The 13,995-nt window shown below is 68.4% G+C and carries 10 protein-coding genes and 1 pseudogene; 8 read left to right on the top strand and 3 right to left on the bottom strand.

Going from position 1 to position 13,995, the window contains the following annotated elements:
• Window positions 1-11 precede the first annotated feature (11 nt).
• The 7 genes and pseudogenes from M3C25_RS02120 to M3C25_RS02090 all read left to right on the top strand — a co-directional run bounded on the left by M3C25_RS02120 (window position 12) and on the right by M3C25_RS02090 (window position 7,470).
• On the top strand, window positions 12-2,111 hold the full coding sequence (locus tag M3C25_RS02120) for a bifunctional copper resistance protein CopD/cytochrome c oxidase assembly protein (protein WP_259854795.1): 2,100 nt from the start codon (window positions 12-14) through the stop codon (window positions 2,109-2,111).
• Window positions 2,112-2,266: 155 nt separating this feature from the next.
• Window positions 2,267-2,884, top strand: a pseudogene (locus M3C25_RS02115) (MFS transporter); the annotation flags it as partial.
• Between the two features lie 54 nt (window positions 2,885-2,938).
• Window positions 2,939-3,712 (top strand): 3-hydroxybutyrate dehydrogenase, encoded by a 774-nt coding sequence (locus M3C25_RS02110; protein ID WP_259854793.1) that lies wholly within the window; start codon window positions 2,939-2,941, stop codon window positions 3,710-3,712.
• Window positions 3,713-3,756: 44 nt separating this feature from the next.
• The gene (gene mmsB, locus M3C25_RS02105) at window positions 3,757-4,683 is read left to right on the top strand and encodes a 3-hydroxyisobutyrate dehydrogenase (protein ID WP_259854792.1); all 927 of its coding nucleotides are present in this window, start codon (window positions 3,757-3,759) and stop codon (window positions 4,681-4,683) included.
• A 47-nt stretch (window positions 4,684-4,730) separates the two neighbouring features.
• The gene (locus M3C25_RS02100; RefSeq protein WP_259854790.1) at window positions 4,731-6,230 is read left to right on the top strand and encodes a sensor histidine kinase; all 1,500 of its coding nucleotides are present in this window, start codon (window positions 4,731-4,733) and stop codon (window positions 6,228-6,230) included.
• Window positions 6,227-6,916 (top strand): response regulator transcription factor, encoded by a 690-nt coding sequence (locus M3C25_RS02095; protein ID WP_259854788.1) that lies wholly within the window; start codon window positions 6,227-6,229, stop codon window positions 6,914-6,916. The genes M3C25_RS02100 and M3C25_RS02095 overlap by 4 nt, the downstream gene beginning before the upstream one ends.
• An 89-nt stretch (window positions 6,917-7,005) precedes the next feature.
• Window positions 7,006-7,470, top strand: a complete 465-nt coding sequence (locus M3C25_RS02090; RefSeq protein WP_259854786.1) for a hypothetical protein — start codon at window positions 7,006-7,008, stop codon at window positions 7,468-7,470.
• A gap of 100 nt (window positions 7,471-7,570) precedes the next feature.
• On the opposite strand, the gene M3C25_RS02085 is transcribed toward M3C25_RS02090, so the two are convergent.
• The 3 genes from M3C25_RS02085 to M3C25_RS02075 all read right to left on the bottom strand — a co-directional run bounded on the left by M3C25_RS02085 (window position 7,571) and on the right by M3C25_RS02075 (window position 11,570).
• Complete coding sequence (locus M3C25_RS02085; RefSeq protein WP_259854784.1) at window positions 7,571-9,316, bottom strand: ABC transporter transmembrane domain-containing protein; 1,746 nt, start codon at window positions 9,314-9,316, stop codon at window positions 7,571-7,573.
• On the bottom strand, window positions 9,313-10,527 hold the full coding sequence (locus M3C25_RS02080; RefSeq protein WP_259854783.1) for a P-loop NTPase family protein: 1,215 nt from the start codon (window positions 10,525-10,527) through the stop codon (window positions 9,313-9,315). Before M3C25_RS02080 ends, M3C25_RS02085 begins: the two co-directional genes overlap by 4 nt.
• 290 nt (window positions 10,528-10,817) lie before the next feature.
• On the bottom strand, window positions 10,818-11,570 hold the full coding sequence (locus tag M3C25_RS02075) for a YggS family pyridoxal phosphate-dependent enzyme (RefSeq protein ID WP_259854777.1): 753 nt from the start codon (window positions 11,568-11,570) through the stop codon (window positions 10,818-10,820).
• 109 nt (window positions 11,571-11,679) lie between these two features.
• Between M3C25_RS02075 and M3C25_RS02070 the strand changes: the two genes are divergently transcribed.
• Entirely contained in the window at window positions 11,680-13,587 is a 1,908-nt protein-coding gene (locus M3C25_RS02070; RefSeq protein WP_259854776.1) for an NHL domain-containing thioredoxin family protein, read from the top strand.
• Window positions 13,588-13,995: the final 408 nt, after the last annotated feature.

Below are 13,995 nucleotides of genomic sequence, written 5' to 3'. Positions count from 1 at the left end.
TGAGCACACACGTGACATCAACGTCTGCACCCTCAACTGGCCGCGCGCACTCCGGCTCCAGCCCGGCCCGCGGATCCGGCCCCGACGTCACCGCAGCCCGCCGGCTGCGGCTGGCCGCGATCCCCGGCTTCATCCTCATCGCCGCCGTCTGCGGTGCCTTCGCCCTCGACTTCACCGGTGCGGCCGCACCGCTGCTGCTGAATGACTCCGGCCCGCTCGGCCGGTTCGGCCTGCCGATCGCCGAGTTCCTCTTCAACCTGTCGATGTCGGTCACCCTGGCCGCGCTGTTCCTGGCCACGCTCGTCTTCCCGCGCGACCACGGCGGGCGGATCCGCCACAAGGACCGCAAGACCCGCCGCGATATCCCGCTGGACCCACTGTGGGAGCGCACGCTCGGTGTCGCCCAGATCGCCTCGATCGTCTGGACGGTCGCCGCGGTCGCCGTGCTCATCTTCGCGTTCATCGACTCCGTCGGCGCACAGGCATTCGAGGGCGACTTCTCCCAGCAGCTCGGCGTCTACATCACCCAGATCCCCTACGGGCAGCTGCGCCTGGCGATCGTGCTCATGGCCGCGACGCTCTCCACGCTCGTCTTCGCCACCCGCTCGTTCATGGGCATCGGGCTCATCACCGTCCTCGGTGTGCTCTCACTCGTGCCGCTGGCCCTCATGGGCCACTCGGCTGAGGCCTACGGGCATATGCAGGCGGTCAACAGCATCGGCCTGCACCTGCTCGCCGTCGTCGCCTGGCTCGGCGGGATCCTCGTCATGGCCGTGCTCGCACCGCTGCTGACGAAGCGCGATGACCTGGCCGTGCTCGTCTCCCGGTTCTCGACGATGGCACTCATCGCCTTTGCCATCATGGTCTACTCCGGGTTCGTCAATGCGCTGCTGCGCGTGCGCACTCTCGACGACTGGCAGACCCCGTACGGGCTCGTCGTCATCGGCAAGGTCGTCCTCACCATCATCCTCGGGGTCATCGGCTACTGGCACCGCACCTTCGTCATCAACCGGCTCAAAAGCGCTGCTGCCGCCCGCAGCGAGTTCTGGCGGTTGCTCGGCATCGAAACGCTCATCTTCGGTGCGGTCATGGCGCTGGGCGTCGTGCTCTCCCGCTCCCAGCCGCCGATCCCCGATGAACCGCCGCCGGCCCCGACCCCGGCGGAGATCCTCACCTCCGAACCGCTGCCGCCGGAGCCGACCTGGCTGTCGTACTTCACCGAATGGCGCGTCGACCCGCTGTGGACGGTCATCACCGTCGGCTTCGTCGTCGGCTACCTGCTGGCCGTGCGCGAGCTGCGCCGGCGCGGCGACACCTGGTCGACCGGCAGGACCATCAGCTGGGTCATCGGCATGGCCGGGCTGTTCTACATCACCTCCGGCGGCCCGATGGTATACGGCCAGGTGCTGTTCTCCGGGCACATGATCCAGCACATGCTCCTCGTCATGGCCGTGCCCCTGCCGATGGTCCTCGGTGCGCCCATCACCCTGCTCATGCGTGCGACGAAGCCGCGCACCGACGGCTCCCGCGGCCCGCGCGAATGGATCCTCGGGGCAGTCCACTCCCGCTACCTGCGGTTCTGGGCCCACCCGATCGTCGCAGCGGTCAACTTCGCCGGCTCCATGGTGATCTTCTACTACAGCGGCATCATGTACCCGGCCCTGGAGACCCACCTCGGCCACGAGCTCATGATGGTCCACTTCCTGGCCGCCGGCTACCTCTTCGCCCAGTCGCTCATCGGCATCGATCCTGGTGTCAACCGGCTGCCCTACCCGATGCGGCTGCTCATGCTGCTGGTGACGATGACCTTCCACGCCTTCTTCGGCGTCTCGATCATCTCCTCCGAGGCGCTCATCGAACCCGACTGGTTCGGCAATATGGGTCACGGCTGGTTCCCGGCACTGGAGGACCAGGCGCTCGGCGGTGAGATCACCTGGGGCATCGGCGAGTTCCCGACGCTGGCCCTGGCGATCATCGTCGCCGTGCAGTGGTCGCGCTCCTCCGACCGCGAGGCCAAGCGCCGCGACCGCTCCGAGGACCGCAGCGGCGATGCCGAGCTCAAGGCCTACAACGAGATGCTCGCCAACCTGCAGCGCGGCCCGCGCAGCTGAATCGGACGCGCCAGGGCGCTCGCACGGCCGGCGCGGAGTCGACATGGTGCTTGACCAAATGTGAAGCAGATCTCATGACTGGGTGAGTTTTAACCGCAGTGACGAACAGCCCGCGCTGCTGTGGCGCCGTTCCTCCTCACGCAAGGAGCACCATCATGAGTGCAGCACCACCCCAGGACACCCCGAGCGTGCGCCGCAACCTCCAGCGCGTCGTCGCCGCCTCGATGGCCGGCACGATCGTCGAATGGCACGAGTTCTTCCTCTACGCCTCAGCGGCCACCCTGGTCTTCAACGTCATCCTGTTCCCAGCCTCGGACAACCCGCTCGACGCGATCATCGCCGCGTTCGCCACGTATGCGATCGGCTTCATCTTCCGCCCGCTCGGCGGTGTCGTGTTCGGCCACTTCGGCGACAAGTACGGGCGCAAGAAGCTGCAGCAGCTCTCCATCATCCTCGTCGGCGTCTCCACCTTCCTCATGGGCTGCCTGCCGACCTTCGACCAGTGGGGCTACGCAGCCCCGATCATCCTCGTGCTGCTGCGCGCGGCCCAGGGATTTGCCGTCGGCGGCGAATGGGGTGGAGCCGTCCTCCTCGTCGCCGAGCACTCACCGAACCACTCCCGAGGCTTCTGGGCCTCCTGGCCGCAGGCCGCTGTTCCGTTGGGCAACCTGCTGGCCACTGCGGTGCTCTTCGCCCTCTCGACCGCACTCAGCGATGAGGCCTTCATCTCGTGGGGCTGGCGGGTGGCCTTCTGGCTGTCGGCCGTCATCGTCTTCACAGAGCGGGCCGCCCGTGCTGGCGCGGCCGGCCGGAAGTAGGCTGAGCGCATGGAACACGATCCGAAGCAGAACCCTCAGCAGGATCTCTCCGGTCGCCGCGCGCTCGTCACCGGCGGTGGCTCGGGCCTCGGCAGGGCGATCGCCGCCCGGTTCGCCCAGATGGGCGCCGAGGTGACCGTCGCCGATGTCTCAGCCGAAGCCGCCGAGTCCGTTGCCGCGGAGATCGGCGGGAAGGCCTGGGTCGTCGACCTGTCCGATACGCAGGCGCTTGACGGACAGCCGATCGACACCGACATCCTCGTCAACAACGCCGGCATCCAGCGCATCCACCCGATCGAGGAGTTCCCGCTCTCCGAATGGCAGCTCATCCAGAAGCTCATGCTCGAAGCGCCCTTCGTGCTGACGAAAGCCGTGCTGCCGGGAATGTATGAGCGCGGCTGGGGCCGCATCATCAACATCTCGTCTGTCCACGGGCTGCGCGCCTCGGCGTTCAAGAGCGCCTATGTCGCGGCCAAGCACGGCCTCATGGGCCTGACGAAGGCGACCGCACTGGAGGCCGGCAGACACGGGGTGACCTGCAATGCGATCAATCCCGGCTATGTCATGACCCCGCTGGTCGAACAGCAGATCGCCGATCAGGCTGCCTCGCGCGGGATCTCCGAGGATGCCGTCCTCGACGAGGTGTTCCTCGCCCACTCGGCGCTGCCGCACCTCGCCCAGCCCGAGGACGTCGCCGCGATCGCCGCGCTGCTCGCAGGCGAGGGCGGCAAGGCGATCACCGGAGCCGCGCACTCCGTCGACGGCGGCTGGTCCGCGGCCTGACCTGCACGTCCGCACCTGAGACGACACGAGAAGAAGGAGACCTCATGGCGACGATTGGATGGATCGGCCTGGGCAATATGGGCCTGCCGATGACGAAGAACCTCATCACAGCCGGGCACAGCGTGCGCGGATACGACCTGAGCGAAAGTGCCCGCAGTGCGGCCGAAGCCAACGGTGTGACCGCCTGCACCACCATCGCCGAGGCGGTGGCCGGTGCCGATGCCGTGTTCGGCATGCTGCCCAACGGGACGATCTCGAAGGAGGTGTTCTGCGGAGCCGGCGGCGTGCTCGAGTTCGCCGAACCCACCGCACTGCTCATCGACTCCTCGACGATCGACGTCGCCTCGGCCCGGGAGATCCACGAGACGGCCCAGCAGGCCGGCTTCGCTTTCGTCGACGCCCCGGTCTCCGGCGGCATCTCCGGTGCCGCGGCGGCGACACTGACCTTCATGCTCGGCGGCGACCCAGCCGACACCGCCCGGGCGAAAGAGCTCGTCGAGCCGATGGCCGGCAACATCTTCGACTGCGGTGGGCCCGGCAACGGGCAGGCGGCGAAGATCGTCAACAACATGATGCTCACCGTCAGCCTGCAGGGCGCAGCCGAAGGTGCGGTGCTCGCCGACAAGCTCGGCCTCGACGCGCAGACGTTCTGGAACGTCGCCAGTGTCTCCTCCGGGGACTCGTGGCCGCTGCGCACCTGGTACCCGGTGCCCGGCATCGTCGAGACCGCCGCGTCCAACAACGGCTTCGAGGCGACCTTCTCCGCCGCGCTCGCCCACAAGGACGCAGGCCTGGCACAGGCGGCGGCCGCCGATGTCGGCGTCACGCTGCCGGGGGCGAAGGCGGCGTTCGAGAACCTGCAGAAGCTCATGGATGACGGCTACGCCGATATGGACTGCTCGCTCATCATCCGCAACATCGATCCGCAGGCACCCGGCGTCCCGCAGGACGCTGAGGGCTCCCGGAGCTGAGGCGGGCCCGGACAGAGGCGAGCGGAACCGTCCGCGGGGCAGGGGCGATGGCAGAGGGGATCCGGCCGACGAAGCCGGTGCGCAGCGTGCGCATCCGCGTGCTCACCTCGATGCTCATGTTCATGACCGCCGGTCTCGTCATCGCCGGCAGCGTGACGTATGCGATCCAGTTCTCCGTCCTCGAAGACCGCATCGACCAGGAGCTGCTGCAGGAGGTCGAGGAGCTCAAGCAGACGGCCGAACGGCGTCAGGCCGACCTGGGCGGCGTCGACACGCTGGAGGATCTGCTGCGCGCGGCCACCGTATCGGAGGTGCCGAGCCGGCATGAGAGCGTGTTGGCGATCGTCAACGGCAAACCCCGCTTCCGGCCGGTCGAGCAGGACTTCGACATGTCCGATCCGGGCGTGCTGCGCCAGATCGAGGACAGGTTCCGGCCGGGTCGCACGATCTTCACCACCCTGAAAGTCGGTGACAAGCCGGTGCGGGCGGTCATCGCCTCTGTCACGATCGCCGGTGATGACAACGAGGGCATCTACGTCGTCGGCAATGAGATCACCACGCAGCAGCACCAGATCTGGCGGGCGGCCACGACCTACGCCGGTGTGTCGGTGGCGATGCTCGTCGGGGCCGCGCTGGTCGGATACCTCGTGAGCGGGCGGCTGATGCGGCCGCTGGCGGACCTGCGCGAGGCCACCGAGCAGATCACCGTCTACGACCTCGGCCGCCGTGTGCCGGTGCCGCACACTCGTGACGATGTGCGCTCCCTGGCGGACAACTTCAACCGGATGCTCGACCGCATCGATGAGGGCTTCACCGAGCAGAAGCGGTTCATGTCCGATGTCTCCCACGAGCTGCGCACCCCGCTGACGATCATCCGCGGCACCCTGGAGACCACCGACCCGAACGATCCCGAGGATGTGCGGGAGGGCAACGCGATCGCCCTGGACGAACTCGACCGGATGAATGGGCTCGTCGGCGACCTGTCCACCCTGGCGCACTCCTCGCGCCCGGACTTCGTCACCCTGGCACCGGTCGATTTCGGTGCGTTCGGCGGCAAGGCCCTCGCACGGATCGAACACCTCGGCGAACGCAACTGGCAGCTCGACTCGGACGTCAGCATCACGACGCTCTCAGATGAGAACCGCCTCATGCAGGCGATCGTGCAGATGGCGGCCAATGCTGTGCGCTACTCCGAGGACGGCACGACGGTGACGCTGCGGCTGCGCGAGCACAGCGAGCACATCTGCATCAGCATCGCCGATGAGGGCATCGGCATCGCCGCCGAGGATCAGCCGCGCATCTTCGAGCGCTTCAACCGCGCCGCCTCGGCAGCCGGGAAGGCCGGCTCGGGGCTGGGCCTGTCGATCGTGCGGGCGATCGCCGTCGGCCACGGCGGCGATGTCTCCGTGCGCTCGCAGCCTGGGATCGGCTCGACCTTCACCATCGTCATCCCGATCATCGCGCAGCGGCCGGAGGATCCAGCGGCCGCAGAAGCCCGCGCTGATGCCCCGTCCACCCCTGCCACTGAGTCCGGAGACACCCTATGAGGATCCTCATCGCCGAAGACGAGCCGCGCATCTCACGCTTCGTCGCCCGTGGCCTGACGGCCAACGGCTATTCCCCGACCGTTGTCGAAGACGGCATCGCCGCCCTCGACTATGCGACCAGCGGGGAGTTCGACCTGCTCGTCCTCGATGTCGGGCTGCCGCGCATGGACGGTTTCACGGTGCTGCGCACCCTGCGGTCGATGGGCCACGACATCCCGATCGTCGTCGTGACCGCACGCGACTCCCTCGACGACACGCTGCACGGGCTGGAAGGCGGGGCTGATGACTATCTGACCAAACCGTTCCGGTTCGAAGAGCTGCTGGCCCGGATCAGGCTGCGCGCCCGTGAACGCCACAGCGAACCGGCCCCCGAATCCAGCGACACCCTCACGCTGGGTGACTTCGCACTCGACCTGCGCACCCGCATCGCGACCTGCGGCAGCGGGGACGAGCGCACCGAGCTGGAGCTCTCAAGCCGCGAATTCGCGCTGGCGGTGATGTTCCTGGAGCACCCGAACCAGGTGCTCTCCCGCGAACAGCTGCTCACCCATGTGTGGGGCTACGACTATGACGGCGCCTCGAATGTCGTTGACGTCTATCTGCGCTACCTGCGCAAGAAGCTCGGTGCCGAGCGCTTCGTCACCGTCCGGGGCATCGGCTACAAGCTCGTCGACCCGGCTGCCTGATCCGGCAGTGGTGAAACGTCATCGTGCAGATGAGAGAGCTCTCATCTGCGCTTCACACCCGTCTCACATTCTTCGGTCAGACTGTGCGCATGAAACGATTCGGGACGATCGGCATTCTCGCTGCAGCCGGCCTGGCCGCAGCCTCGCTTGCGCTGCTTCCGTCATCAGCAGACATCGACCGTGACCAGCCGGGCATCAGCGTCGGCGAAACCCCTGTAGGCTCTGACCGTCCAGGCCCCGATGCGCCCCCTGAGGCCGCGAACCCCGAAGACGGCGACGCCGAGGCAGAAGGCCCAGCAGATCTCGATCCAGCCGAGCAGGCCGCCCGCAGGGCAGCGGAGGAGAGCGGCAGTGCAGCCGTTGACGCCAAGCGCGTCCCGGCACCTGCCAGCCGCCCGCGCGGCGGAGCCGACAGCGGCACCGATTCCGGAGGCGGAGGAGGTTCCGGCTCAGGATCCGGCTCCGGTTCCGGCTCCGGCCGTGGGGTGTGCGAGTGGGATGACGACGGCTGGGAGTGCGACGGCGGTGGAGACGACGACGGCGACGACGATTGAGCTGGGCTGAGGGAAGGATCCCGCAGCCCAGCTCCTTTCATCACCGCTCCTCTCATCGCCGCGCGTCTCATCACGACGCGTCTGCCTGCTTGCCGAGCGCTCACCCCGCAGCGGTGAGGTCGACGGTGCGCGCACCCACCGCCTCGGCGACGGCAGGTGAGCCGGCGAAGAGCACCACACCGGGGTAATCAGCGAGCACAGACGTCAGCATGGCCGTCCCGGCTGCGCCGAGATCCCCGTCAAGGCCGTCGATGAGCAGCAGCGGCGGATCGGCATAGACCGCGCGGGCCAGGGCGAGGCGGGCGCGCTCACTGCGGGAGAGCGGCTGGCCGCCGGCACGCAGCATCGTGCGGGCACCCTTCGGCAGTGCATCGACGTCGAGACCGACCCGGTCGAGGGTGGCGGCGTCGAACTGTCCATCCAGATCCGGGCGGCGGTAGTGCAGGGCGCGATCCAGCCGACCGCGTTCGAACACGGTGCCCGCGCGCGCCCAGCCGACCAGCCGGCGGCGCGTGGTCGGGGACAGGGAGAGCAGATTCTGCCCGTCGGCCCAGAACGCATCAGGCTGCGCGGATTCCGCAGCTCTGCCGGCGCTGAGCGTGTGGCCGCTGGAGTCGAGACCGGCGATCCGGCGCATGAGGGCACTGGCCCGGCCGCCGTCGTCAGCGAGCCAGACCACCTCACCGGGGGCGGCGGTGAGCGGCTGCTCCAGCAGGCCCGGTGCGCTCAGCACCACCGAACCGGCAGCGGCGGCTGGCAGCGGGCAGGTGAGCTCGGCACTGGCTGCCCGCCGGGCGGCCGCCTGCTCGCTGCGCTCATCGGCGGCGGAAAGCGCGGGTCCGATGATCCTGCGGGCGGCGAGGAAGGTCTGACGGTACTCGATGATCCGGCCGAGATCGAGGATCGGGCTGGTCGCGATGCCGGTGAGGGCCATCGCCGCCATCACCGTCCCGGGGGAGGCGGCGGTGGCGATGCCGATCGCGGCGACGAGCAGACTGGCGAGCAGGCCGGCGACCGCACCGGCAGCGCGCAGCGCACCGACGGTCTCAGCCCGGGTGACAGCATGCTCGGCCAGCTGTGCGGACTGGCTGGTGATGCGCTTGAGCTCACGGTCGCGCCCGCCGTCGGCGATGATCGTCTCGGCGGCGGTGACCGTCTCAGCGATCCGGGCGGCCAGCCGGCCGCGGGTGCGTCGCAGAGTGCAGGTGCGCTCGAACATCGGCTGCTTGAACCACACGAGCAGCACCCCCAGCACGGCGACCGGGATGATGAATCCGAGTGCCAGCTGCCAGTGCAGGACGAGCAGGATGACGCTGGTCCCCAGAATCAGCGGCACGCCGACGAGGGCAGGTGCGATGCCCTGGGACACCCAGTTCTTCACCGAGGACAGGTCGTTGGTGGTGCGTGCGACCGTCACGCCCAGCGAGGTGCGCTCCCCGGGGCTCAGTGCCGAGCCGAGCAGCCGCAGGCGCAGCTGATGGACATAGTCCTGCCCGAGGCGCTCGGCGACGGTGCGCTCGTGGATCTTCAGTGTCCCGACCCCCAGTGCGGAGAGGACGAGCACGGCCACCGACAAGCCGAAGACGAGCGTGCTGGCAGCACCGGCCGACTGCATCCGGATGAGCGCCCAGGCGCCCAGCCCGCCGAGTGCGGCCTGCCCGAGGCCGATGCCCACCAGCCCGGCCAGCCAGCGGCGGCGAACCCCGGCGGCCAGCCGCGGCAGCATCCCACGGGTGGCCCTGCCAGTGCTGCCGACGCGCGCGCACACCGTATGCACCGCCAGGTGGTAGGGGCCTGGACGCTGCGCTGCAGCAGCGGCCGCAGCGGCGGACGCCTGCGCGCTCATGACCGTCCGGCCGCTGCCTTCGCGGCCGATGCCATGCCGGCACCGTCGAAGACCGACAGCGCGATCTCGGGCAGGCACAGCTCGTAGGTTCCGGTGACCGGCACATCGAGTGCGGTGCGCGCCTCGGCGGCGGCCAGCGGCGAGGCGGTGACGACGCCGGAGACGAGCGCGGGTTCGCGGTCGAGACTGCGCAGCACGCTCACCCCGCCGACTGCGCCGAGGGCGTCCCCGGCAGAGAACACGAGGTGGTCGACGACCCCGGCGAACTCCGCGTCGGCGAGCAGCTGTGCGGTCTCGCCCTGGTAGATGCCGTCGGCGATCTCGACGAGCACCACATCGGCATCGACCGTGCTGCCGGCCGGGCCGCCGGCGAGCTCGTCGACAAGGGTGAGGAACAGGTCGCGGACCTCGGTGAGGCTGAGCTGGAAGGTCGAGCAGTAGCCGAAGTCGGTGAAGTCGAGGACATGCGCCGCCCCGGCATCGGCGAACAGCCGCGCGTCGTTGCCGGCGCCGGTTCCCGTCGCCTTGCCGGCGGCGACCCGCAGGCCGGCTGCGGCCAGGCCGTTGGCCAGGCAGGCCAGCGTCGTCGACTTCCCGGAGTTCATCGAGGTGCCCAGCACTGCGATGACCGGCACGCGGTGCCCGCGCCGCTGCGTCACGGCGGTGATGCCGGTGTCGACGCTGCGGTGGGCGGCACGGGTGAGGGTGATGGCTCCCGACTGGTCGCGCAGCACGCCGATCGGCTGGATCTGCGTGGGGGCGTCGACGCTGGCGTGCTGCTCGATGACGGCAGCGGCCATGCCGCCGGCGGCGGCCAGATGGCAGTCGGAGAGCGCCGGCGGGACGACAGCGTGGAACTGATCGGGTGCGTAGCGTGCGCCGTAGGCGACGACGATCTCGTCACCGGGGAACAGCAGAGCCTTGCGGGAGTCCGGGGATTCCAGCCGCTTGTGCTGGCCGATCTCCAGCACCCGGGCGAGGACGACATCGCCGGCCTGCGGTGCGTAGTCGGGGTCGGTGATGAGTTCGACGTCGGTGGAGAGCTCGACGAACTGCTTGGCGAAGCGGGTCGAGTACGCCCACTTGGCGCGCTCGAGGCGCTGCCGGAGCGGCTGGGCCGCCGGGGCGGCAGTGGGAGCGGCGGCGGCAACCGAGCGGTCCGCAGCAGCGCTGGTGGCGGGGGTCTGTGCGGGAGTCACCAGAAGCGACATGATTCTCTTCTCAACATTCTCGTCGTGCTGACGGTGGGGTCGCAGCGCCGACTGGTCGCTGCATGCAGCAGTCAACCGGCCGGTCATGAGGCAGACGTGAAATGCCGATGAGAGGGCTCTCATCTGGAGGTTTTCGAGGCTGTCGGGCAGTTCGAGAAGCGCGAGATTCCGCGGTTCTCACGGGTTCACGCGAGAATCCTGTGACTCTCAGCACACCACTGCCGCGAGTTGGTGCTCGACTGCCGTCCCGGTCCCGAGGCGGTGGTCGCGTGGGTGGGAGGGGAGCTCGCTCAGGGCGCTGGACGGGCGCCGAAGACGCTCGAGCCGATCCGCACGACTGTCGCGCCCTCTTCGATCGCGAGGGCGAAGTCAGCGCTCATGCCCATCGACAGCTCCGTCGCGTCATGTGCCAGGATCCCCTCGTCGATGAGCCGGTCGCGCAGCTGGCGCAGATCGGCGTAGCTGGGGCGGATGACCTCGTCGCTCTCCCCGGGCAGCCCGATCGTCATGAGCCCGCGGATCCGCAGCCGGTCGAAAGGGGCCAGCGACTCGATGAGCTCAGCCGCCGCCCCGGGAGCAGTGCCGAACTTCGAATCCTCACGCGAGGTGTTGACCTGGACGAGGACGTCGATCCAGCGGTCGAGAACCTCCAGGCGGTTGTGCAGCTTCTCAGCCAGCGGCAGGTTGTCGACCGACTCGATGCACGTGCATGAGTCGACGCGCAGCGTGTGATTGACCTTGTTGCGCTGCAGCGGCCCGATGAGGTGCGTCTCGTGCTCGAGATCGGCTAAGCCGTCGGCCTTGCCGGTCAGTTCCTGCACCCGGTTCTCGCCGATGAGTGTGAAGCCGTGCTCGATCGCGACCCGGATCTTCTCCACTGGCTGCGTCTTCGTCGCCAGCATGATCCGCACATCGTCAGCGGTGCGGCCGGAGCGCTCTGCCGCCTCGGCGGCCTGACCGGCCACCGCATCGAGACGGTCGCGGATCTTTTGAGCATGTTCGGAGGAGAGGGGCTCGGGGCTCGTCGCGGCTGCATCGTTCATGACTCCATGATGGCACTTCTCCTCTCTTTCGTGGCCGCCGTCTCGGATGCCGCTGACACATATGACAGCCGCAAAGCAGACAGGTGAGCCGCGGTGGCACAATGAGGGTATGACTGACGCTCTGCGCCTGCGCGCTCCTGAACTCACCGGCCGCCGCTGGATCAACACCGGCGGCATCGACCTCAGCCTCGCCGACCTGCGCGGCAAGGTCGTGCTGCTCGACTTCTGGACCTTCTGCTGCATCAACTGCCTGCACGTGCTCGATGAGCTGCGCCCGATCGAGCAGAAATACGCAGACGAGCTCGTCATCATCGGCGTGCACTCCCCGAAGTTCGAGTTCGAGCGCACCGTCGAAGCCGTCGACAAGGCCGTCGAGCGTTACCAGGTCGAGCACATCGTCCTCGACGACCCGGACCTTCAGACCTGGCAGGCGTACTCCGCCCGCGCCTGGCCGACCCTCGCCCTCATCGACCCCGAAGGCCACCTGGTGGCCTCGATGTCCGGTGAAGGCCACGCTGCCGGGCTCGCCTCCCTCATCGAAGACCTCATCGAAGAGCATGCGGCCAAAGGCACCCTGCGCCGCGGCAACGACCCCTACGTCCCGCCGGCACCAGTCGAGACCGACCTGTTCTACCCCGGCAAGCTCATCCGGCTCACCACCGGCGAGCATGCAGGCAACCTGCTCGTCGCCGACTCCGGACACCACTCACTCGTCGAATACGACCCGTCGGGCAGCACCATCCTGCACCGCTACGGCTCCGGGGAACGCGGTCGGACTGACGGGCCGGCAGAGACCGCCGAGCTGAGCGAACCTGGCGGCTTAGCCGAACTCCCGGCCGAGCTGGCAGCCGAGGTCGGCTATCACGTCGTCATCGCCGACACCGTCAACCACCTGCTGCGCGGCCTCAACCTCGACACCGGTGAGATCTCGACGGTCGCCGGTACCGGCGAGCAGTACATGGTCGGCGCTGTCGACAACGTCACCGGCACCCACGGCGACACGGGCCGCTACGACGGCCCAGCCGATGCCATCAAGCTCTCCAGCCCCTGGGACGTCCACTACGCCGAGACCACCGGCGAGGTCGTCATCGCGATGGCCGGAAACCACACGATCTGGTCGTTCAACCCGCAGACCGGCACCATCCGGCTGCTGTCGGGCACGATGAACGAAGGACTCGTCGACGGTGACGCCGAAACTGCCTGGTATGCGCAGACCTCCGGCGTGGCAGCCGCTTCGGACGGCTGCGTGTGGCTGGCCGATTCGGAGACCTCGGCACTGCGACTGCTTGACCCGGCCACCGGTGTGGTCGAGTCGAAGCTGGGGCAGGGCCTGTTCGACTTCGGGTTCCGCGACGGGACCGCCGCCGAGGCGCGCCTGCAGCATCCGCTCGGTGTGACCGAACTGCCCGACGGGTCGGTGGCGATCGCCGACACCTATAACGGTGCGATCCGCCGCTACGAGCCCCGCACCGATGAGGTCACGACGTTGGCCCGCGGGCTCGACGAACCGTCTGACATCCTCGTCCTGCCCGACAGTGACGGCGAGCAGCCGAGCCTGCTCGTCGCCGAATCGGCAGCCCACCGGCTCACCCGGGTCGCCATCCCGGCTGAGGCACAGCATGTCGACGAGGGCGCCCAGCAGACCTCCCGCCCGGCCACCGAGCTCGGCACCGGCACGCTGACCCTCACCGTCGGGTTCAGCGTGCCTGCCGGGCAGAAGCTCGACGACCGGTTCGGCGACCCGACCCAGCTGCAGGTCTCGTCCACTCCGCCAGAGCTCATCACCGCAGGCGCCGGCGGTAGCGAAGGTTTGGAGCGGACGATCGAGATCGCCGATGGCATCGACTCCGGTGTCCTGCACATCACCGCCCGGGCCGCGGCCTGCGACGGCTCCGAGGACGGGGAGATCCCGCTGCACGCGGCCTGCCACCTCTACCAGCAGGACTGGGGCATCCCGGTGACGCTGAGCCCTGAGAACCCGCACGAGCTGCGCCTCGACCTGCGCGGTACCAGCTAGGAAGCGTCTGCAGCATCTGAGGACTAAAGAATGACCCGGTCTTTGTAACCGGTACTTCGTGACTCGTCTTTGACGAAGACGGCTGAGGGGCTCCGGGAGTGGACGGATCGTTGCTGGAGGACGTGTCTATGTTCGCCTAGAGGGCAGAGCCTTTTCGGTCACAGTTTGGTAACGGCGGGGTGTCGGGTGGGGTTGGGGTGGTTGGTGCGCAGTTTACTCCAAGGTAAGACTCGGCGCCTGTTCAGGATTCGGGTTTCGGTTTGTCTCGGATCGGGTGGTGGCTGGTGTTCTGGTATGTGTATGCGAATCGGTGGTTCGCGGTTGTTGCTGGGGTTTGTGCGTTTGTTCTGATTCCGTCGATGGGGTTGCCGAATGTTGTGGAGCCGGCGGTGGCGGCTTCGGCTTCGT

It is taken from the genome of Brevibacterium luteolum (genome assembly GCF_025147615.1).
GTDB classification, from domain to species: domain Bacteria; phylum Actinomycetota; class Actinomycetes; order Actinomycetales; family Brevibacteriaceae; genus Brevibacterium; species Brevibacterium luteolum.
The sequence above is the reverse complement of the archived record's forward strand: the minus strand, read 5'-3'. Positions and strand labels throughout refer to the sequence as shown.